We start from the raw sequence: 21,145 nt of genomic DNA, 5'->3' as shown, positions 1-21,145 counted from the left end.
CCCGAGGTGCGAACGGGTCAGAGGCTGTCGGGCTGCGCGTGCTGCGGTTTCGACGGGACCGCGGCCCAGCGCTGCATCTTTGTCATAATGGACCACAAACTCCCGCTTCGCACCGTCGTTACGCGATCAGACATGCTTTCGCCCCGCGAAGCCTTGTAGCTTCCGCCGCGCGGCATGATCCGGCCGATTCGTGGAGAATGAGAATGAACAGGAACTACCTCACGGCGCTTGCCGTGGTGCTCGCTATCGGCGGCGGGAGCGTTGCGGCCCAGGCGCAGGTCCCGACCACCCAGAACACCCCGGGCGCCACGCCGCGCGACAACAGCGGCGCCGGGTCGTCGGCGATCGACACCTCGCCCCGCCTGAGCGCGCCGCCGACCTCACGCAGCCAGTACGGCGCCTCGCCGCGCGACAACAGCGCGGCCGGCTCTTCCGCCGTCGACACCCGCCCGATGAGCCGCCAGCGGACGACCTACTCGACCGCAGGCTCTACTCCCCGCGACAACAGCGACGCCGGCTCCTCCGCGGTGGAGGGTGGCCCCGGCACCGGCCCGGCTCGCCTGCGCCGCCTGAACCCGCGGACGTCGCGCGCCGCGGCGCCTGCCGCGAGCAGCGCCTACATGGGCGGCGGCGGCGTGTTCGAGCGTGGTGCCGACGGCACCCTGCGCCCGATGCGCTGAGTTCGGATGGATGGCCCCACGGGCCGTCCCCCCTGCTTCGGAACGCCGCCGCGGACCCCCGCGGCGGCGTTTCTCGTTGTACCGCCCGGCCGTCAGGCCGCGACGGGAGGCTTCGCGGCTAAAGTGGTTCCCGCGAGCTGCGTCCGCACCAGTTCCGCGAAGCGGCCGTTGAGGGCGACGAGCTCGTCAAAGGTCCCGCGCTCCGCCACCAGCCCCGCCTCGAAGACCAGGATCTCGTCGGCGTCGCGCACGGTCGACAGCCGGTGGGCGATGATGAAGGTGGTGCGGCCGGTCATCAGCGCCTTGAGCGCCCGCTGCACGCGGGCCTCGGTTGCGGTGTCGAGGGCGGAGGTCGCCTCGTCCAGGATCAGCACCGGCGGGTCCTTCAACAGCGCCCTCGCGATCGACAGGCGCTGCTTCTGCCCACCCGACAGCGTACTGCCGCGCTCGCCGATCAGCGTGTCGTAGCCCAGCGGCTGGCGCACGATGAAGTCGTGCGCCTCCGCCATCCGGCAGGCGTGCTCGATCTGCTCCTGCGTCGCGTCGGGCCGGCCGACCAGCAGGTTTTCCCGGATCGTCCGGTTGAACAGCATGGAGTCCTGGAAGACCACGCCGATGTTGCTGCGCAGGCTGTTGAGCGACAGGTCACGCAGGTCGTGACCGTCCAGGGTGATGCTGCCTTCCACTGGGTCCCAGATGCGCTGCAGCAGCGACATCGCGGTGGACTTGCCCGCACCTGTCTGACCGACCAGCGCCACGGTCCGGCCGGGCGGCGCGTCGAAGCTCACGTCGCGCAGGATGCGCGGCCCGCCGGGATAGCCGAAGGCGACCTTCTCGAAATGAACCGCGCCCTGGGCCCGCGGCAGGTTCACGGCTCCCATCTTCTCCGGCACCGAGGACCGGGCGTCGAGCACCGCGAACATTTCGCGCAGTGCCGGCGCCTGGAGCAGCAGGCGCGACGCGAAGCCGACCGCTCCCTCCATGCGGGCGATCAGCATGTTCGCGAAGCCCATGAAGGTGACGATCTCACCCACCGAGGCTTGGCCGCGCATGTGCAGCCAGGTTCCCAGCACGAAGATCGAGATGATGCAGATGGTGGAACAGGCGCGGGTCAGCACCGTCACCACCGCCCACCAGTTCAGCACCGGGAACTGGTGCGCCAGAACCTGGCGGACGATGTCGCCGAACATCTGGCTCTCGGCATGGACGCGCGTGAAGGCCTGCACCACGGTCACGTTGGACAGGGCATCCTGGACGTTGCCGGCGAGGTTCGACTGCAGCCCCTCGACCTTCTCCTGCGCCGACTGCGTCCGCCGGATCACGAACACCGACACGCCCGCGAAGACGATCACCAGCGCGATCAGCAGCAGCGACAGGCGCCAGTTCAGGAACACCGTCAGCGGCAGCAGCACCAGCGCCGAGATGAAGGTCATCAGGTGTTCGCGGAAGAAGCCGAGCCAGATGGAGAACAGATTGTCGGTTCCCGCCAGCATCACCTTCATGATGCGGCCCGACTGCGTGTCACCGTGGAAGGACAACGGCAGGTTCAACACATGCTGGAAGAACCGGTGCATGGAGCTCAGCCGGTTGCGGTGAGACATGCGGTCGGCCAGCAGCGAGGTCGCGACGTTGGCGGCGATTCCCGTCACGCCCACGGCGGACCAGACGACCAACAGGGCCGTCGCTTGGCGCCAGATTTCGTTGGAAGGCAAGCGTCCGGTGGCGGACAGAACATCAATGACCCGTCCGAACAGCACGGGCTCCAGGAACTGCAGGCCGGCCAGGGCGAGTGCCGCGAGGGCAAGCCCGATCGCCACCCAGCGATCCGGGGCGAGAAGGCCGAGAACCCGGCCGTAAAGACGCAGAAATCCCATGAACCTGTTCCGTGCCCCTACGCCCTGCTCCGCCCCGGCTGATTGCCGGTGCGGCGCTGCCCACAGTGGTCAACCGCATGCCCGATTGCTGGCGGGAGGTCGAGACCAAGGCGGATGAGCGGGTAGCGCGCCGATTACGGATCAGTTGCAGCGCGACAGGACGCCTCACGCGGCCCCGGCCGCCGGCGGGGGCCGGAAAGGGAGAGCCGGTTCGCTCCCCCTTCGATCGCGTAGCCTTACTTCGGCGCGAGAACCATGATCATCTGGCGATTCTCAAGGCGCGGCATGGACTCCACCTTCACGGTCTCGCCCAGTTCGGTGCGGATGCGCTCCAGCACCTTGGCGCCGAGATCCTGGTGCGCCATCTCGCGACCACGGAACCGCAGCGTCACCTTGACCTTGTCGCCTTCCTCGATGAAGGAGCGGGCCGCGCGCATCTTCACCTCGTAATCATGGTCATCAATGTTCGGGCGAACCTTGATTTCCTTGATCTCGACGATCTTCTGCTTCTTGCGGGCCTCGTTGGCCTTCTTCTGCTGCTCGTACTTGTACTTGCCGTAGTCCGTGATCTTGCAGACGGGCGGCACGGCGTTCGGGCTGATCTCGAGCAGGTCCATGCCGACGTCGTAGGCGCGCAGAAGGGCATCACGCGCGCTCATCACGCCGAGCATCTCGCCATCCTGGTCGATCAGTCGGACCTGCGGAACGCGGATATCTTCGTTCACGCGCGGACCGTCGCGGGTGGGCAGCTGGTTCGGAATTGGGCCTCTGGCCAGGGGTATCTCCTGTTGTAATTTCGGGAATGGGATGAGTTATGGTGCGCGGCCTAGGCCGCTGCAACCACGATCTCGGTCTTGCTGTCAGGCGGTGCAACCTCGGCCGCCAGCCGGGCCACCGCCTCGGCCAGGGTCAGGGTTTCCTGCTCCCGCCCCGGCAGGCGGCGCAGCACGAGCTTGCCTTCCTCCGCCTCGCGCCGGCCCAGCACCGCCAGGACGGGCACGCGGGCGGCGATGTGGTCGGCCACCTTGCGGTTGATCTTCTCGTTGCGCACGTCGAGCTCGGCCCGGACGCCCGCAGCCCGCAGCGCCTGCACGACCTCACGCGCATAGGTGTCGGCGTCGCTGACGATGGTCGCCACCACCACCTGCACCGGCGCCAGCCACAGCGGGAAGCGCCCGGCGTGCTCCTCGATCAGGATGCCGAGGAAGCGCTCGAAGGAGCCCAGGATGGCGCGGTGCAGCATCACCGGCCGCTTGCGGGAGCCGTCCTCGGCCACGTACTCGGCACCCAGGCGCTCGGGCAGCACGAAGTCGACCTGCAGCGTGCCGCACTGCCAGTCGCGGCCGATCGCGTCGCGCAGCACGAACTCCAGCTTGGGGCCGTAGAAGGCGCCCTCGCCCGGGTTCATCTCGTACTCGACGCCGGCGATGCGGCAGGCCTCGTGCAGCGCGCCCTCGGCCTGGTCCCACACCGCGTCGGTGCCGGAGCGGCTTTCGGGGCGGTCGGAGAACTTCACCCGGAAGTTCTCGAAGCCGAGATCCCGGTAGATCGAGCTCAGCAGCGCCACGAAGCGCGCCGTTTCCGCCGCCACCTGCTCCTCGGTGCAAAAGATATGGGCGTCGTCCTGCGTGAAACCGCGGACCCGCATGATGCCGTGCAGCGCGCCCGAGGGCTCGTAGCGGTGGCAGGCGCCGAACTCGGCCATGCGCATCGGCAGCTCGCGGTAGGAGCGCAGGCCGTGGTTGAAGATCTGCACGTGGCAGGGGCAGTTCATCGGCTTGAGCGCCAGGACGCGGTCCTTCTCGGACTCATCCTCCACCGTCGCGATGAACATGTTCTGCCGGTAGTTGTCCCAGTGGCCGGATTCGACCCAGAGGCGCCGGTCCACCAGCTGCGGCGTGCGGACCTCCTGGTAGTCGGCCTCGTCGAGCCGGCGGCGCATGTAGTCCTGAAGCACCGAGTAGAGCTTCCAGCCCTTGGGGTGCCAGAAGATGCTGCCCACCGCCTCTTCCTGGAGGTGGAACAGGTCCATCTCCCGGCCGATCTTGCGGTGGTCGCGGCGCTCCGCCTCCTCAAGCTGGAGGAGGTGGGCGTCGAGTTCCTTCTGGTCGCGCCAGGCCGTGCCGTAGATGCGGCTGAGCATGGCGTTGCGGTGGTCACCCCGCCAATAGGCGCCGGCGACCTTCATCAGCTTGAAAGCCCCGCCCACGTCGCCGGTGCCGCGCATGTGCGGGCCGCGGCACAGGTCGAGCCACTCGCCCTGGCGGTAGATGCTGATCGGCACGTCCACCGGCAGGTCGCGGATCAACTCGGCCTTGTAGCGCTCGCCACGCTCCTCGAAGAAGCGGATCGCTTCCTCGCGCGGCCATTCCTCGCGCTCGAAGGGGCTGTTGCGCGCCACGATCTCGCGCATCTTGGCCTCGATCGCGGCGAAGTCCTCCGGCGTGAAGGGCTCGTTGCGGGCGAAGTCGTAGTAGAAGCCGTTCTCGATCGACGGGCCGATCGTCACCTGCGTGCCGGGAAACAGCGCCTGCACCGCTTCCGCCAGCACGTGCGCCGCGTCGTGCCGGATCATCTCCAGCGCTTCCGGGTCCTTGCGGGTGATGAAGCGGACCTTGGCATCCCGCTCGATCGGGGTCGCGAGGTCCACCAGCTTGCCGTCCAGCTCCATCGCCAGCGCGGCCTTGGCCAGCCCCGGGCCGATCGAGGCCGCGACCGTGGTGCCCGTGACCGTCCCGTCGAACGACCGGGAAGATCCGTCGGGCAGCGTGATCGCGAGCATCTGTATCAACCGTTCCTCATGGGTGGGAAAACCGGCGCGACCTTTGCGGTGCGCCGCCTCCAGCGTCAAGGAGATGGAGATGGTGATCCAGCCCTACCCGCGTCGAGATCGCGCAGGGCTGTCATGACCTCCCCGGCCGGGAGCGCCGACAACGGCTCCCGCCGCAGCAGCCGCACCGCCCGGCCGCGCGGGGCGGCGAGGCGCGGGTCGCTGTCCTCGCCGAACAGGGCGAGAGTCGGGCAGCCCACCGCCGCGGCCAGGTGCGTCGGCCCCGTGTCGTTGCCCACCGTGGCCCGGGCACGCCGCGCCACGGCGCCGAGCTCGAACAGGGTGGTCCGGCCGGTCAGGTCAACGGCGTCGGGCCGCGCACTCAGGATCGCGGCGGCGAGGTCGCGCTCGGAGGGGCCGCCCGCCACGGCGACTGGGCCGGGCAGCAGGGCCGCCAGCGCCGGGAAATGCGGCCAGCGCTTGAGCGGGCGCTGCGGGCTGGCGCCGGGCACCAGCAGCGTGAAGCCGTCCGGCAGCGCCAGCTGCGCGAGCCCGGCATCCAGCCAGCCGAGATCGGGCGCGGGGAAGCGGGTGATCCCCGCCTGCTCCAGCTGTTCCCGCTGCCGCTCCAGCGTGTGCATCGCGTCCCGGTCCGGGTTGCGGTGCGGGTGGCTGGCGCCCGCGGCGATGCCGGACCACTCGGCACCCCCGCCCACCAGCCAGCGGTAGCGCGACGAGCGGGACGAGGTCTGGAGGTCATAGACCCGGTCGAATCGCGCCCCGCGCAGCTGCCGCGCCAGTTGCCACGATGCCGCCAAGCCGCGCGGGCGCCCGTTCTCCCACACCGCATCGAACCAGGGCGAGCGCCGGGCGAGTTCCGCGAAGGGCGGCGTGGTCAGCAGGGTGATTTCGGCACGGGGATGATGCGCCCGGATCGCGGCGAAGGGGCCGAAGCCCAGCACCACGTCGCCCAGCGCCGAAAGCTTGATAACCAGGATCCTCACAGCAGCTCGCGGTACACGGCCAGCGTCGCCTCCTGCATGGCGGCGGTGGTGTAGCGCGCCTCCACCGCCATCCTGGCGCGGCGGCCCATGGCCTGCCGCTCGGCTTCCGGCAGCGCCAGCGCCTGGCCGATCGCCGCCGCCAGCGCCGCCGGATCGTCCGGTGCGACGCGCCAGCCGGTGACGCCCTGCTCCACGGTTTCGCGCGGCGCGCCGAGGTCGGAGGCGATCACCGGGCGCTCCATCGCCTGCGCCTCGATCACGGTGCGGCCGAAGGGCTCCGGCTTGGTGCTGGCATGGATCACGAGGTCGGCCAGCGTCAGCGCCGCCGGCATGTCGCGCTCCACCCCCGGCATCACCACCCGACCGGTGAGACCCAGCGCCGCGATGTCGCGCTCCAGCTCCGCGCGATAGGCGCCCTCGCCCACCAGCACCCCGAAGGCGCCTGCGGCCTCGGGCCGGGCGAGCGCGCGCAGCAGCACGCCCTGCCCTTTCCAGCGCGTCAGCCGGCCCGGCAGCATCACCACCGGCCGTTCCGCCGGGATGCCCCAGCGCCGGCGCAGCGCCTCAGCCCGTGCCGGCGACACGCGGGCGGGGTCGAAGCTGTCCACCTCCACCCCGCGCGGGATCAGCCGCAGCCGGTCCGGCCCGACCCCGTACCGGCCGCGGATCACGCCCGCGACGTGCTCGCTGATGGCGATCACCCGCTCGCCCCGCGCCATGACGGAGTTGTAGAATCGCTTGCCCGGAAAGTCCTCGCTGTAGACGCCGTGATAGGTCGTCACGAAATGCGCCCCGCTTCGCCGCGCGGCGATCAGCGCCGACCAGGCCGGGAAGCGGGAACGGGCGTGAACGATCCCGATCCCCTCCTCACGGATCAGGCCACTCAGGGCCGCGGCATTGCGCCACAGTGCCAGCGGCGACTTGCGGTGGAGCGGCAGGGTGACGTGCTGCGCCCCGGCGGCCTCCACCTCCTCGGCCAGGGCACCGCCGGCCGAGGCCACGAAGGCGCGGAAGCCGCCCGCCACCAGGGCGCGGGCGATCTCCACGGTGCCGCGCTCCACGCCGCCGGAACGGAGCGCGGGGAGGACCTGCAGGACGGCGGCGCTGGCTGGCATCACGGCGCGCTGTAGAGCAGTTTCGCCCTACGTGAAATCAGGGGGCGAAATCAGGGCGCGAAATCGGCCGGCCCCGGAACCTTCCGGCGCCGCCCCGCGTGCCGTGACCCCGATGCCCCCTGGACGGCGCGGCGGCGCGGGTCCAGCACTTGCGCCGGGAACACCAAGGAGGATCGCATGACCATGCAGGCGGAACTGCCGCAGGACTGGCAGCAGGGCAGCTTCGCGGCGCGGCTGGCCACGCCGGAGGGGCCGGTGGTGCTCGGTGTCACGGGCGGCCGGGCCTATGACCTGACCCCCGCCTTCGGCACGGTCAGCGCCTGGTTCGAGAGCGACGACCCCGTGGCCGCGATCACCGCCCGCGGCGTGCCGCTGGAGCTCGACCTCGCCGCGGCGCTGGCGGAAGGCCGGTTGCTGGCGCCGGTGGACCTGCAGGCGATCAAGGCCTGCGGCGTCACCTATGTCCGCTCGATGCTGGAGCGCGTGATCGAGGAACGCTGCCGCGGCGATGCCTCCCGCGCCGAATCGATCCGTGCCGAGGTGCGCGAGATCATCGGCGACGACTTGGCCGAGCTGCGCCCCGGCAGCGAGGAAGCGATGCGGGTCAAGGAAGCGCTGATGGAAAAGGGCTGGTGGAGCCAGTACCTCGAGGTCGGCATCGGCGCCGATGCGGAGGTCTTCACCAAGGGCCAGCCCATGAGCGCGGTGGGCCCCGCGGCCGCCATCGGCGTGAACCCCGCTTCCGCTTGGTCCAATCCGGAGCCCGAGGCGGTGCTGGCGGTGGATTCGCAGGGCCGCATCCTCGGCGCCACGCTGGGCAACGACGTGAACCTGCGCGACATCGAGGGCCGCTCGGCGCTGCTGCTCGGCCGCGCCAAGGACAACAACGCCGCCTGCGCCCTGGGCCCAGCGATCCGCTTCTTTGATGGTGACTTCACCCTCGACGACGTGCGCGGGGCCAAGGTGCAGCTCACCATCGAGGGCCGCGACGGCTTCCACCTCGACGACCAGGGCGAGATCGGCAGCATCAGCCGCGACCCGGAAGACTTGGTGAGGCAGTCCATCAACGCCCACCACCAGTATCCGGACGGCTTCGTGCTGTTTCTCGGCACGCCCTTCTCGCCCACCAAGGACCGCGGCGCGCCGGGAATGGGCTTCACCCATCAGACGGGCGACCGGGTCCGCATCGCTTCCCCGCGCCTGGGCGCGCTGTGCAACACCGTGCTGCCCACCGATCAGTGCCCGCCCTGGCGCTTCGGCACGGGCGCGCTGCTGCGCTCGCTCGCCGCGCGCGGCCTGCCCCGGGCGGCGCCCTGATGCGGGAGGAAACCGGCACCCTCGATCGCGACGGCACCGCGCTCGCCTGGGCGAGCCTGCCCGGGGCGGGGCCGACGGTGGTGTTCCTGGGCGGCTTCCGCTCCGACATGACCGGCAGCAAGGCGATCTTCCTGCGCGACCACTGCGCCGCGCGCGGACAGGCCTTCCTGCGCCTCGACTATTCCGGCCACGGCGCCAGCGGCGGCCGCTTCGAGGACGGCACGATCACCCGCTGGACGGAGGACGCGGCCGCGGTGATCGCGGCCCGCGCGCCCGGGCCGCTGGTGCTGGTGGGCTCCTCCATGGGGGGCTGGATCGCCCTGCTCCTGGCCCGACGCTGGGGTCCGGAGCGTGTCCGCGCCCTGGTCGGCATCGCCGCCGCGCCGGACTTCACCGAGGAGCTGATCCCGGCCGAGCTGACGGTGGCCGACCACGAGGCGCTGGCGCGCGACGGCGTCACCTATCGTCCGTCGGAATACGGCGACCCGGTTCCCTTTACCGCCGCGCTGCTGCGCGACGGCGCCCGCAACCTCGTTCTGCGCGACCGGCGCCGGCTAGGGTGCCCCGTTCACCTGCTGCAGGGCATGGCCGACCCGGACGTGCCCTGGCGCCACGCGCTGCGGATCGTGGAGGCGCTGGACGACCCGGGCGTGCTGCTGACGCTGATCAAGGACGGCGACCACCGCCTGTCCCGTCCGTCAGACCTCGTTCTGCTCGCCCGCGCCCTCGACCCGCTCCTGCGCAAGGATGCCGCGTAGCCCCTCACGATAGGTCGGATACCGCCACTCAAGACCCAGCGCGACCTTGGTGAGGCGGTTCTCCACCCGCCGGTTCTCGCTCCAGAAGGAGCGGGCCATGGGCGACATCGTCGCCACCGCCTCCTCGAAGGGGATCGCCGGCGGCACCGGAAGCCCGAGCAGCCGCGCGGCCTCGGCCACCATGGCGGCGGTTTCCACCGGCTCGTCATCCACGAGGTGCAGGACCCGGCGCCCCTCTGCCGGTTTGTCCGCCGCGGCCACCACGGCCCGCGCGATGTCGTCGCGGTGGATGCGGGAAAACACGTGGCCTGGTCTCGCCACCCGCCTGGCCTGTCCCGCGCGGAGGTCATCGAACGGGCTGCGCCCCGGACCGTAGATGCCGCCGACCCGGAACAGGTCGAGCGACAGGCCCGGACGCAGGAGCGCCGCCCATTCCTCCTCCGCCCGGAGCCTCCGCCGGGACCGGTCCTGCTGCGGCCGCGGCTCCGTCCGCTCGTCCACCGCCGCACCGCCACGATCCCCGTAAACGCCGGTGGTGGACAGGTAGCCGAGCCAGCGCAGCGCCGGAGCCGCCCCGATCGCACTGGCCCAGGCCAAGAGAACGGGATCACCCTCCTCGCGGCCCGGGGGAACCGTGGAGATGACGTGCGTCGCCGCAAGGATGGCCGGACCGGCCGCGCCGAACGGCACCACGGCGAAGCCGTCGCGCTGCTCCACCGATTCCGCGCCGCGCGAGGTGACCTGCACCGCGAAGCCCGCCGCCGCGGCCGCGCGCGAGATCGTGTAACCGGTGTAGCCCAGGCCGAAGACCAGCATCCGCCCGCGCGACGTCGCACCGAGTGGCGCCGCCGCGGAGGGAGCGTTAGATTGCGGCACGATGCGTCGTCCTTTCCGAACACTGCTGCTGGGTGCATTCGCGGCAGCCGTGCTGGCCGCGGCAGCCGGTGGTGGGGTCTACCTTCAGCGCCGCGGCGCCGCGCCCGTTCCGGCCGCGACCGAGGAAAGCCTGCCGATCCCGCCGGAGCCGCCCCTGGTCGAGGATAGTCCGGAATATGTCCGCTGCCTCGCCCTGGTCCGCAGCGACCCGCAGGAAGCGCTCAGCACCGCGGAAGCCTGGATCGCCAATGGCGGCACCGACGGGGCGCGCCATTGCCAGGCGCTGTCGCTGCTCGCCACCGGGGAGCCGGAGCGCGCCGCGCCGCGCCTCGAGGAACTCGGCACCCATGCCGGCATCAGCAACACCGCCCGGGCCGCCATCTACGGTCAGGCCGGGCAGGCCTGGATGGCGGCGGGCGACGTGAACCGCGCCTACGGCGCCGTCACCCTGGCGCTGTCGCTGACGCCCAACGATCCGGACCTGCTGGTGGACCGGGCCGCCGCCGCCGGCGCGCTGGGCCGCTTCAACGAGGCGCTGGACGATGCCACGCACGCCACGACGCTCGACGCCGACCGGCCCGATGCCTGGGTGTACCGGGCGGCGGCGCTGCGTCACCTGAACCGCACCCAGGAAGCGCTGCGCGACGTGGAGCGGGCGTTGAACATCGAGCCGGACAACGCCGAGGCCCTGCTGGAACGGGGCATCCTGCGGCAGCTCAACAGCGACATGGAGGGTGCACGCCAGGACTGGGAGCGGGCGATCACGGCCGCGCCCGACAGCGCCGCGGCCGAGCTCGCCCAGCAGAACCTCGAGCTGAGCGAGGCCGGGCCGGCGGCACGCTGAGGCTCTAGCCGGCGACCGTGGCGACCGAACCGCCGTCGATCCGCAGGTTCGCGCCGTTGATGAAGCTGGCCTGTTCCGAGCACAGGAAGGCCACCGCCGCCGCCACTTCCTCGGACCGGCCGCGCCGCCGAAGCTCCAGGTGCGGCCGTTCCTCCCGCAGGAAGCTGCTGACCGCCTCGTCGAAGGAGGTGCCGTTCTTCTCGGCCCGCTTCTCCATCATCGCGTCCGTCATCGGTGTCGCCACGAAGGCCGGCGCCACGGAATTCACCAGCACGCCGTGCCGGGAATAGGCCTTGGACAAGCCCTTGGTGAGGTTCTGCAACGCCGCCTTGGCCGCGCAGTAGGGAAGCTCGTCCGGATAGGGCTGCATCGCGTCCTCGGAGGAGAACAGCACGATCCGCCCCCAGCCGCGGTCGCGCATCCCGGTCACGACGCCGCGGACGATGCGCACCGCCGTCATGAGGTCGGCGTTCAGTGCCTCCATCCAGTCCTCGTCGGTCAGGGTATGGAAGTCGCCGGTCGGACCGGTGATGCCTGCGGCGTTGACCAGGATGTCGACGGGACCGAAGCCCGCCTCGGCGGCCCGGATCAGCGCCTCGACCTCCGCGGGCTTCGTGAGGTCGGCCGCGACGGGGAGGACCTCGCCCGACAGCGTGGCGGCCGCCTTTTCCAGGCCGGCCTGCTCCTTGTCGGACAGGACGACCCTGACCCCTTCGGCCAGCAGCAGGCGCGCGGTGTCGAGGCCCATGCCCGAACCGCCGCCGGTGACGATCGCCACCCGCCCCTTGATGCCCAGATCCATCGCCTCGTCCCTCCTCCGGTTCAGGCGGATGACGTGGGGCTGCCCGGTAGTTTGCAAAGGCGCCTCGGCACGAAAGGGCCCCATGGAGGACCCGGCGGGGACCCGGCGGCGGACTGCGCCCGGGCCCGGCCTTTCCCGAAGCGGAGTGCCTTAGAAGTCGAGGTCCGCGTAGTGCGGCGGCGGGGTGACGCCGCTCACCCGCTCGCTCAGCAGCGGGCGGAAGGACGGGCGCGACTTGACGCGGGCGTACCACTCCTTGGCCCCATCGGACTGCGTCCAATCCACGTCGTTGATGTAGTCCAGCGACGACAGGTGGGCCGCCGCCGTGAGGTCTGCCAGCGACAGCGAGTTCCCCGCGAGCCAGGTGCGGGTTTCCGCCAGCCAGCCGAGGTATTCGAGGTGGCCCTTGATGTTGCTGTAGCCCGCCCGCAGCGCCGTTCCGTCCGGGTTGCCCCGGTTGAGAACGCGCTTGAACTGCTTCTCGTGCAGGAGGTTGCGCGTCACCTCGTCGTTGAACTTGCCGTCGAACCAGGCCACCAGCCGGCGGACCTCGGCCCGTTCCGCATGGGTGCGGCCCAGCAGCGGCGTGTCCGGGTAGGCCTCGTCCAGGTACTCGCAGATCACGTAGGAGTCCGCGAGGACCAGCCCGTTCTCCTCCACCAGCACGGGAACCATGCCGGCGGGGTTGAGCTGCAGGAACTCCTCGCGCCGCTCCCAGACCCGCTCATTGCGCAGGTCAAAGGGAATGCGCTTCTCCTGGAGAGCGAGGCGCACTTTGCGGCAATGGGGCGAAAGGGGGAGATGATACAGGACGCGCACAGGGCTGAATTACGGCAGCAGGCGCGGGGCGCCAACTCCCGATCCGCCGTGTTGCGCGCTGTTAACGCCGGAATTGCGAGATTACCGTGCCCATAGCGTGAACGATCCGGAATTGGCGTAAAAACATCCGACGTGCCGGGCGGTGTGACACCTTCAGCCTGCCCGGGCGGCGTGACCGTGCGGGTGCCGGGGCAGCATGACACGTTCGGCGTGCCAGGGCGGCACGACAGGTTCGGCGTGCCAGGGCGGCACGACGCGATCGCCGTGCCGCCCCACCGGTGCCTCACTCCGCCGCGACGGCGATCTCCTGCCGCGGGTGGCTGAGCAGCTTGGCGTAATCCTTCGGCACGATGTGCCAGAAGTTCTCGCGCTCCACCGCCCAGTCGTTCAGCAGGCGCGCCGCGAGCGGCGAGCCGGTTTCCTTGGCGTGGCGCCCGATCAGCCCCAGCAGGTGCTTTTCCCAGTGCAGCGAGGCCAGCCGGCCCCACAGCAGGGTGTCGGCGTTCAGCCGCCGCTCGAAGGTGCGGTCGGCATCCCAGGCGAAGGCCATGCCGCCGGTGAAGCCGGCGCCGAAGTTGTCGCCGACCGGGCCCAGGATCACCACCGTACCGCCGGTCATGTACTCGCAGCCGTTGGCACCCACGCCCTCGATCACCGCGTCGGCGCCGGAGTTGCGCACGGCGAAGCGCTCGCCCGCCTGCCCCGCCGCGAACAGCTCACCCGCCGTGGCACCGTAGAGGCAGGTGTTGCCGACGATGCTGTTCTCGTTCCACACGATATTGGCGTTGTTGCCCGGCCGGATCACGATCGTGCCGCCCGACAGCCCCTTGCCGACGTAGTCGTTGGCATCGCCCCGCACCTCGAGCTTGAGGCCCTGCACCGCGAAGGCGCCCAGCGACTGCCCGGCATTGCCGCGCAGGCGCACCGTCAGGTGCCCGGGCTGCAGCCCCTTCATCCCGAACTGCCGCACGAGTCGCGACGAGGTCTTGGTACCGATCGCGCGGTGGGTGTTCCGGATGTTGTACTGGAGCTGCATCTTCTCGCCCCGCTCGAACAACGGCGCGGCGTCGCGCAGCATGTCGGCGTCCAGCGTCTCGGGCACCTCGTTGCGGCCCTCGATCGTGCAGTAGGGCTTCTGCCCGCCCGAATCCGCCTGCACCAGCAGCGGGTTGAGGTCGAGGTCGTCCAGGTCCTCGGCGCCGCGGCTCACCTGCTTGAGCAGGTCGGTGCGGCCGATCACGTCCTCCAGCTTGCGGAAGCCGAGCTCGGCCAGGATCTCGCGCACTTCCTCGGCAATGAAGGAGAAGAGGTTGATGACCTTTTCCGGCGTGCCGGTGAACTTGGCGCGCAGCTTCTCGTCCTGGGTGCAGACGCCCACCGGGCAGGTGTTGCTGTGGCACTGGCGCACCATGATGCAGCCCATCGCCACCAGCGAAGCGGTGCCGATGCCGAACTCCTCGGCGCCCAGCATCGCCGCCACCACCACGTCGCGCCCGGTCTTGAGGCCGCCGTCGGTGCGCAGCTTCACCCGGTGGCGCAGCCGGTTCAGCTGCAGCACCTGGTGCGTCTCGGTCAGCCCCATCTCCCAGGGCAGGCCGGCATACTTGATCGAAGTCACCGGGCTCGCACCCGTGCCGCCGGAATGGCCCGACACCAGGATCGCGTCGGCCTTGGCCTTGGCCACGCCCGCCGCGATGGTGCCGATACCCGAGCGCGCCACCAGCTTCACGCAGACCGTGGCATCCGGGTTGATCTGCTTGAGGTCGTAGATGAGCTGCGCCAGGTCCTCGATCGAGTAGATGTCGTGGTGCGGCGGCGGCGAGATCAGCGTCACGCCCGGCGTGGCGTGGCGCAGCTTGCCGATCAGCTCCGTCACCTTGAAGCCGGGCAGCTGCCCGCCCTCGCCCGGCTTGGCGCCCTGCGCCACCTTGATCTCGATCTCGCGGCAATCGTTCAGGTACTGCGCCGTGACGCCGAAGCGCCCCGAGGCCACCTGCTTGATGGCGCTCGACGCGTTGTCGCCGTTGGCGCGCGGCTTGGCGCGCTCCGGGTCCTCGCCGCCCTCGCCGCTGTCGGAGCGCGCCCCGATTCGGTTCATGGCGATGCTCAGCGTCTCGTGCGCCTCGACGCCCAGCGCGCCCAGCGAGATACCCGGCGCCAGCAGGCGCTTGCGGATCTCGGTGACGCTCTCGACCTCCTCCAGCGCGATCGGCCTGGCGACCTCGGAGCGGAAATCGAGCAGGTCGCGCAGCGCCACCGCCGGCTGTCGGCGCACCGCCTCGCTGTAGCGCTTGAACAGCTGGTAGCTTTCGGAGTCGACGGCCTTCTGCAGCGCGTGGATCAGCGTGCCATCGAAGGCGTGCGCCTCGCCGCGGCGACGCAGCTTGTAGAGGCCGCCCACCGGCAGCGTCACCGCGTCGGCGTTCCAGGCGGTGCGATGGAGGCGCAGCAGCCGCTGGGCGATGCCACCCAACCCGATGCCGGAGATGCGCGACGGCGTGCCGGGGAAGAACTCCGCCACCAGCGAGCGGGACAGGCCGATGGCCTCGAAGTTCATGCCGCCGCGATAGGAGGACAGCACGCCGATGCCCATCTTGGACATCACCTTCAGCAGCCCCTTGTCCACCGCCTTGCGGTAGCGCTCGACGCACTGCTCCAGGCTCAGGTCGCCCAGCAGCCCGCGGCGGTGCCGGTCGGCGATGCTGTCCTGCGCCAGATAGGCGTTCACCGTGGTGGCGCCGGCGCCGATCAGCACCGCGAAGTTATGGACGTCCACGCACTCGGCCGAGCGCACGTTGACCGAGCAGAAGGTCCGCAGCGAGTGGCGCACGAGGTGCGTGTGCACCGCGCCCACCGCCAGGATCATCGGGATCACGCAGCGGTCCGGCCCCTGCGCCTCGTCGGTCAGGATCACGTGGGCGCAGCCGGAGCGCACGCCCTCCTCCGCCTCGCGCCGGGCGCGGTCGATGGCGCGGCGCAGGCCGGCCTCGCCCTCGGCCACGGGGAAGGTGCAGTCCACGGTCGCGACGCTGGTCCCCATGTAGGACCGCATCGCCTCGAACTCGCCGTTGCTCAGCACCGGGCTGTCGAGCATCAGCATGTCGCACTGCGTCGGGTCCTCGTCGAGGATGTTCCCGAGATTGCCCAGCCGGGTCTTGATCGTCATCACCCGCGTTTCGCGCAAGGAGTCGATCGGCGGGTTGGTGACCTGGCTGAAGGTCTGGCGGAAATAGTGGTGCAGACCCCGGTACTGTTCGCTCAGCACCGCGATGGGCGTGTCGTCGCCCATCGAACCGATCGCCTCGGCCGCGTCCTCCACCATCGGGTGCAGGATCTGCTCCAGCTCCTCCAGCGTGTAGCCGACCGCCAGCTGGCGGCGGCGCAGCTGCTCCACCGAGGGTGCCTGCGGCTCACCCTGGTCAGGGCGCACGAGGCCGTCGATGCGGGTGGTGCGATTGATCCACTGGCCGAACGGCTTCCGGGCGGCGAGCGTGTCCTTCATCTCCTCGTCGGAGAAGAACTTCGCGTCTTCGAGGTCCACGCCGATGCACTGGCCGGGCCCGACGCGGCCCTTGGCCAGGACCTTGTCGTCGGCGATCTTCACCATGCCCGTTTCGGAGCCCACGAAGAGCAGCCGGTCCGTCGTGGTGGTGTAGCGCAGCGGCCGCAGCCCGTTGCGGTCGAGCCCCGCGATCACCCAGCGCCCGTCAGTGCCGCACACCGCGGCCGGCCCGTCCCAGGGCTCCATCACCGCGTTGCAGTACAGGAACAGGTCGCGGTGCGCCTCGGGCATGGTGGCGTTGCTGCCCACGCTCTCGGGGATCAGCATCGACTTCACCATCGGCGCGTCGCGCCCGGCCCGCACCAGCAGCTCGAACACGTTGTCCAGCGTCGCGGTGTCGGAGCCGCCGGCCTGCACCACCGGCTTGATGTCGTCCATGTAGGGGTCGAGCAGCGGGTGGGAGAGCCGCGTCTCGTGAGACTTCATCCAGTTGATGTTGCCGTGGACGGTGTTGATCTCGCCGTTATGGGCGATCATCCGGAAGGGCTGCGCCAGCCGCCAGGTCGGGAAGGTGTTGGTGGAATAGCGCTGGTGGAAGATGGCGAAGCGCGAGATGAAGCGCTCGTCCAGCAGGTCCGGGTAGAACTCCGTCAGGCTCTCGGCCAGGAACATGCCCTTGTAGATCACCGAGCGGCAGCTCAGCGAGCACAGGTAGAGCTCCGCCACCTGCGCCGCGATGGCCTCCTTCTCGATCCGCCGGCGGATCACGTAGAGGTCGCGCTCCATCACCGCGGGGTCGCGGTTCTCCGGGTCCCAGATCAGGATCTGCTCGATCTCGGGGCGGGTGGCATTGGCCTTCTCGCCGATGCACGACACGTCGATCGGCACCTGCCGCCAGCCATAGATGGCGTAGCCGGCGTTGAGGATCTCGACCTCGATGATCTGGCGGCAGCGTTCCTGCGCGCCGAAATCGGTCTTGGGCAGGAACACCATGCCCACGCCGATGCGGCCCGGGCGCAGCCGGTCGCCGCCGCGCTCCACCACCTCGGCAAAGAAGTTCTGCGGGATCTCGACGTGGATGCCGGCGCCGTCGCCGGTCTTGCCGTCGGCATCCACGGCGCCGCGGTGCCACACGGCCCGCAGCGCGTCGATGCCGGCCTGCACGACCTCGCGCCGTGCCACGCCGTCGAGCGCTGCCACCAGGCCCACGCCGCAGGCGTCGTGCTCAAACGTGTCCACGAAGGCCTGATCCCTCAGGACCGCCTCGTCGCGCGCGTGCGCGGCCAGGTACTCGTTCATGTCGGCGGTGTTCATGTCTGCGGCCTCCCGCGGCGTCACAGGTTGATGCCCTTGGCGCGCAGGGCGTCGCGGTTCTTGGCGATGGCGTCGGTGATCACGCGGCCGGCCCAGCCCTGGGCCACCGCCATGGTCTGCTGGGTGATCTGCGGCGTCAGCGTCAGGCTCTTGCGGCCCAGCGGCGTGTCGTAGAAGGCCTTGAGCTGCGCGATTTCTTCCACTGTGAAGTTCTGCGCCCAGACCCCGGCCGCGAGCTCCACGAAGTCGCCCGACTGCGCCTTGATCTCGGGCAGGATGGCGTCGTCCAGCACCGTGGCGATGTCGGCCGCCGGCACCTTAGGCGCCACCGCCTGCATCTGCTGCAGCATCGAGGAGCGCATCAGCGGCATCATCTGGTCGATGGTCGCCTTGAGGTTCAGCGAATTGGCCAGTTCCCGCGCCGCCGCCATGCGCTCGGGCGCCACGGGCTGCGTCGCGCCACCGTTCGGCATCGCGGGCATCGGCGCCGCGGGCACGGGCGCCGTGGGCGCCGGCCTCGCCGGTGCAGGCGCCTGGGCCAGCGCGCTGCCGCCGGCCAGCGGCAGCAGGACGGCGACGGCCAGCGCCGCGCTCCGGAAGCTGTTCATGCGCGTCACTCCGCCGCCTGCGGCACGCTGCCGCGCGCCTCGTACCAGAGCTCGATCCGGTCCGCCGCGTCGCGGCCGTCGCGGATGCCCCAGACCACGAGGCTGGCACCCCGCACGATGTCGCCCGCCGCGAAGACGCCCGGCACGCTGGTCATCATGCTGCGGTGGTCCACCTGCAGCGTGCCCCAGCGCGACACCCGCAGCGACGGCTCGTTGAACATCGCCGGCAGGTCCTCGGGGTCGAAGCCCAGCGCCTTGATCACCAGGTCGGCGGGCTCGGTGTATTCGCTGCCAGCCAACGGCACGACCTGCTGGCGGCCCGTGGCGTCGGGCATGCCCAGGTGCATCCGCACCGCCTGCACGCCGGTCACCTGCCCCTGCTCGCCGGTGAAGAACTTCGGCGCGGCGAGCCAGGCGAAGCGGATGCCCTCTTCCTCGGCGTTCTTCACCTCGCGCATCGAGCCCGGCATGTTGGCCTTGTCGCGCCGGTACAGGCAGGTGACCGAGGCCGCGCCCTGACGGACGGAGGTGCGCACGCAGTCCATCGCCGTGTCGCCGCCGCCGATCACCACCACACGCTTGCCCTCGGCGTTCAGCGCCCCGCTGTCGAAGGCCTCGACGGCGTCGCCCAGCCCCTTTCGGTTGGAGGCGATCAGGAAGTCCAGCGCCGGCACCACGCCCTGGAGGTCGTTGCCCGGAACCTCGACGTCGCGCGCCCGGTACACGCCGGTGGCGATCAGCACCGCGTCGTGGCGCCCGCGCAGCTCCTCGAAGGAGATGTCGCGGCCGATCTCCACGTTCAGCTCGAAGCGGATGCCGCCGGCCTCGAACTGCCGCCAGCGGCGCACCACGATGTCCTTCTCGAGCTTGAAGTTCGGAATGCCGTAGATCATCAGCCCGCCGACGCGGTCGTGCCGGTCGTACACCGTGACCTGCCAGCCGCGCGTCCGCAGCCGCTCCGCCGCCGCCAGCCCGGCCGGACCCGCGCCAATGATGCCGATCGATCGATCCAGCTCCCGCAGCGGGGTCGGCGGCTTGACCCAGCCCCGGTCCCAGGCGGTGTCGGTGATGAACTTCTCCACCGCGCCGATGGTGACGGATTCGAAGCCCTTCTCGATGACGCAATTGCCTTCGCACAGCCGGTCCTGCGGGCAAACGCGGCCGCAGACCTCCGGAAAGGTGTTGGTGGCCGCGGCGATCTCGTAGGCCTCTTCCAGCCGGTTCTCGGCCGTGAGCTTCAGCCAGTCGGGGATGTTGTTGTTGAGCGGGCAGTGAACCTGACAGAAGGGCACGCCGCACTGCGAACAGCGGCTGGCCTGTTCTTCCGCCCGAGCCGTGGCGAAGGGCGCGTAGATCTCGCCGAAATCCTCGCGACGTGCCTGGGCTTCGCGCTTGTCCGGCTGGTGCTGCTGCAGGCGCACGAACTGAAGCATGCGTTCGGCCATGTGTATTCCTCCGCTCGGCACGCCGGGCAGGACACGGCGCATCAGTCGGAGCGCCTATGCCACGAGAATTTTCAGTCCGCGAGCCGAAAAGCGCCGACTATGTCAGTATACCTGACCCGAAAATCCACGCTTTCCAATGCGAATGATTATCGACTGTCAATATCGCCAGATGTTGCGTCCGTTCCGGACCTATCCGACCTCGCTCCGCTTACCGCCGCCGACACGGTAACGCCCAAGATAGGATGGCAGCACAACCTCCATCGGCGTTGGTTCCACCCCCAGCTCCGCCAGCCCCGGCAGAGTGCCGGACACCACGTTGTCCTGCCTTAGCATCACGATCTGGTCCTGCGTGATCGGCGGGTTGGGCAGGAAGCCGAGCAGCTTGGCCTGAAGCCTTGCGATCCCTTCCGGGATTTCCACCACCCGACGCCGGCGTTGGACGATCTCCAGCATGGTTTCCATCAGCTCCCGGAAGGTCGCGACGCGGGGACCGCCGAGCTCGAAGGTTTTGCCGGCGGCATCCTCGCGGGTGATCGCCGCCTCCACCGCTTCCGCGACGTCGCCCACGTAAACCGGCTGGAAACGGGTGTTGCCGCCGATCACCGGCAGCACCGGCAGGAGGCGGGTCATCGCGGCGAAGCGGTTGAAGAACTGGTCCTCCGCCCCGAACACGATCGAGGGGCGCAGGATCACCGCTTGCGGAAAGGCCGCGCGGACCGCGGCCTCGCCTTCCGCCTTGGAGCGGCCATAGGCGCTCTCGCTCCCCGCGCTGGCGCCGATCGCCGAGATCTGCACCAGGTGCCGCACACCGGCCGCAGCGCTCATCCGCGCGATTCGACCCGCCGCCTCGGCCTGGAGGCGCCCGAAGTCGCCGGCCTTGCGTTCCGCCAGCACGCCCACGAGGTTGACCACCACCTCGGCACCCGCCACCGCCCGGGCCACGGAGGCGTCTTGGCTGAGGTCCACCGACAGCGCGACGATCTGCCCGACCCTGCCCGAGGTCATCCGGCGGCGCGCCGCGTCCGGGAAACGGGTGGCGATCCGCACGACGTAGTCCAACCGCGCCAGCCGCTGCACAACGTAGTGCCCGATGAAGCCCGAGCCGCCGAAAACAGTCGCCACCCGCCGTGTCGTCATCTGGTCCTGTCTTCCGCGCCTGCGTTGCAGCGAAACAATATGGAGCGCCCCGCCAGCCGCCAAGCCGAGCACCGGACACGCCCTCGGCAGCGACCCCTTGAGGAACCGCCGCAGGGCCGCTTGACGGGTTCCGGCCTCCCCCTTATGAGCGGCCCCACACCGCGCCGAATTGCCCAGGTGGCGGAATTGGTAGACGCGCTGGCTTCAGGTGCCAGTGATCGCAAGGTCGTGAAGGTTCGAGTCCTTTCCTGGGCACCATCGGTTCAGCCGTTTCGGCGGT

Annotated in this window: 16 protein-coding genes and 1 tRNA gene; 5 read left to right on the top strand and 12 right to left on the bottom strand. The window is 70.2% G+C overall.

The genetic code is table 11. From position 1 onward, the window contains the following. Positions 1-203: 203 nt before the first annotated feature. Positions 204-680 carry a hypothetical protein gene (locus ACFFGY_RS14430; RefSeq protein WP_377045192.1) on the top strand — a complete coding sequence of 159 codons (477 nt, stop codon included), beginning with the start codon at positions 204-206 and terminating at the stop codon, positions 678-680. A gap of 92 nt (positions 681-772) precedes the next feature. On the opposite strand, the gene ACFFGY_RS14425 is transcribed toward ACFFGY_RS14430, so the two are convergent. The 5 genes from ACFFGY_RS14425 to ACFFGY_RS14405 all read right to left on the bottom strand — a co-directional run bounded on the left by ACFFGY_RS14425 (position 773) and on the right by ACFFGY_RS14405 (position 7,443). Next, the gene (locus tag ACFFGY_RS14425) at positions 773-2,554 is read right to left on the bottom strand and encodes a glucan ABC transporter ATP-binding protein/ permease (protein WP_377045191.1); all 1,782 of its coding nucleotides are present in this window, start codon (positions 2,552-2,554) and stop codon (positions 773-775) included. A 236-nt stretch (positions 2,555-2,790) separates the two neighbouring features. Next, entirely contained in the window at positions 2,791-3,303 is a 513-nt protein-coding gene (gene infC, locus ACFFGY_RS14420) for a translation initiation factor IF-3 (protein ID WP_377045244.1), read from the bottom strand. A 77-nt stretch (positions 3,304-3,380) separates the two neighbouring features. Further along, complete coding sequence (gene thrS / locus ACFFGY_RS14415; RefSeq protein WP_377045190.1) at positions 3,381-5,336, bottom strand: threonine--tRNA ligase; 1,956 nt, start codon at positions 5,334-5,336, stop codon at positions 3,381-3,383. Positions 5,337-5,401: 65 nt separating this feature from the next. Further along, positions 5,402-6,328 carry a glycosyltransferase family 9 protein gene (locus tag ACFFGY_RS14410; protein WP_377045189.1) on the bottom strand — a complete coding sequence of 309 codons (927 nt, stop codon included), beginning with the start codon at positions 6,326-6,328 and terminating at the stop codon, positions 5,402-5,404. Continuing rightward, positions 6,325-7,443 (bottom strand): glycosyltransferase family 4 protein, encoded by a 1,119-nt coding sequence (locus ACFFGY_RS14405; RefSeq protein ID WP_377045188.1) that lies wholly within the window; start codon positions 7,441-7,443, stop codon positions 6,325-6,327. The genes ACFFGY_RS14410 and ACFFGY_RS14405 overlap by 4 nt, the downstream gene beginning before the upstream one ends. A 177-nt stretch (positions 7,444-7,620) precedes the next feature. Here ACFFGY_RS14405 and ACFFGY_RS14400 point away from each other — a divergent pair, with 177 nt between their 5' ends. Then, on the top strand, positions 7,621-8,760 hold the full coding sequence (locus ACFFGY_RS14400; RefSeq protein ID WP_377045187.1) for a fumarylacetoacetate hydrolase family protein: 1,140 nt from the start codon (positions 7,621-7,623) through the stop codon (positions 8,758-8,760). After that, entirely contained in the window at positions 8,760-9,518 is a 759-nt protein-coding gene (locus ACFFGY_RS14395; protein WP_377045186.1) for an alpha/beta fold hydrolase, read from the top strand. The genes ACFFGY_RS14400 and ACFFGY_RS14395 overlap by 1 nt, the downstream gene beginning before the upstream one ends. Here the strand turns inward: ACFFGY_RS14395 and ACFFGY_RS14390 are convergent. Continuing rightward, positions 9,459-10,394 (bottom strand): SDR family oxidoreductase, encoded by a 936-nt coding sequence (locus ACFFGY_RS14390; protein WP_377045185.1) that lies wholly within the window; start codon positions 10,392-10,394, stop codon positions 9,459-9,461. The two genes, ACFFGY_RS14395 and ACFFGY_RS14390, sit on opposite strands and share 60 nt — an antisense overlap. A gap of 1 nt (position 10,395) precedes the next feature. Here ACFFGY_RS14390 and ACFFGY_RS14385 point away from each other — a divergent pair, with 1 nt between their 5' ends. After that, a complete protein-coding gene (locus ACFFGY_RS14385; RefSeq protein ID WP_377045184.1) occupies positions 10,396-11,238 on the top strand; it encodes a tetratricopeptide repeat protein in 843 nt (280 codons plus the stop codon). A 4-nt stretch (positions 11,239-11,242) separates the two neighbouring features. Here ACFFGY_RS14385 and ACFFGY_RS14380 read toward each other — a convergent pair whose 3' ends face one another. From ACFFGY_RS14380 to ACFFGY_RS14355, 6 genes are all read right to left on the bottom strand, one after another. Continuing rightward, on the bottom strand, positions 11,243-12,040 hold the full coding sequence (locus tag ACFFGY_RS14380) for an SDR family NAD(P)-dependent oxidoreductase (protein WP_377045183.1): 798 nt from the start codon (positions 12,038-12,040) through the stop codon (positions 11,243-11,245). A gap of 150 nt (positions 12,041-12,190) precedes the next feature. After that, positions 12,191-12,859 carry an FtsZ-binding protein FzlA gene (gene fzlA, locus ACFFGY_RS14375; RefSeq protein ID WP_377045182.1) on the bottom strand — a complete coding sequence of 223 codons (669 nt, stop codon included), beginning with the start codon at positions 12,857-12,859 and terminating at the stop codon, positions 12,191-12,193. 283 nt (positions 12,860-13,142) lie between these two features. After that, positions 13,143-17,675, bottom strand: coding sequence for a glutamate synthase large subunit (gene gltB, locus ACFFGY_RS14370; RefSeq protein WP_377045181.1), 4,533 nt, complete (start codon positions 17,673-17,675; stop codon positions 13,143-13,145). A gap of 20 nt (positions 17,676-17,695) precedes the next feature. Further along, on the bottom strand, positions 17,696-18,283 hold the full coding sequence (locus tag ACFFGY_RS14365; protein ID WP_377045180.1) for a DUF2059 domain-containing protein: 588 nt from the start codon (positions 18,281-18,283) through the stop codon (positions 17,696-17,698). Between the two features lie 5 nt (positions 18,284-18,288). After that, on the bottom strand, positions 18,289-19,728 hold the full coding sequence (locus ACFFGY_RS14360; protein WP_377045179.1) for an NAD(P)-dependent oxidoreductase: 1,440 nt from the start codon (positions 19,726-19,728) through the stop codon (positions 18,289-18,291). A 189-nt stretch (positions 19,729-19,917) separates the two neighbouring features. Next, a complete protein-coding gene (locus ACFFGY_RS14355) occupies positions 19,918-20,865 on the bottom strand; it encodes a complex I NDUFA9 subunit family protein (protein ID WP_377045178.1) in 948 nt (315 codons plus the stop codon). Positions 20,866-21,036: 171 nt separating this feature from the next. On the opposite strand from ACFFGY_RS14355, the gene ACFFGY_RS14350 reads away from it, so the two are divergent. Then, positions 21,037-21,123 (top strand) — tRNA-Leu (locus ACFFGY_RS14350). Positions 21,124-21,145 lie beyond the last annotated feature (22 nt).

The sequence above is a fragment of the Roseomonas elaeocarpi genome (assembly GCF_042433915.1).
GTDB lineage: Bacteria > Pseudomonadota > Alphaproteobacteria > Acetobacterales > Acetobacteraceae > Roseomonas > Roseomonas elaeocarpi.
This window is presented reverse-complemented; position numbering and strand designations above follow the sequence as displayed.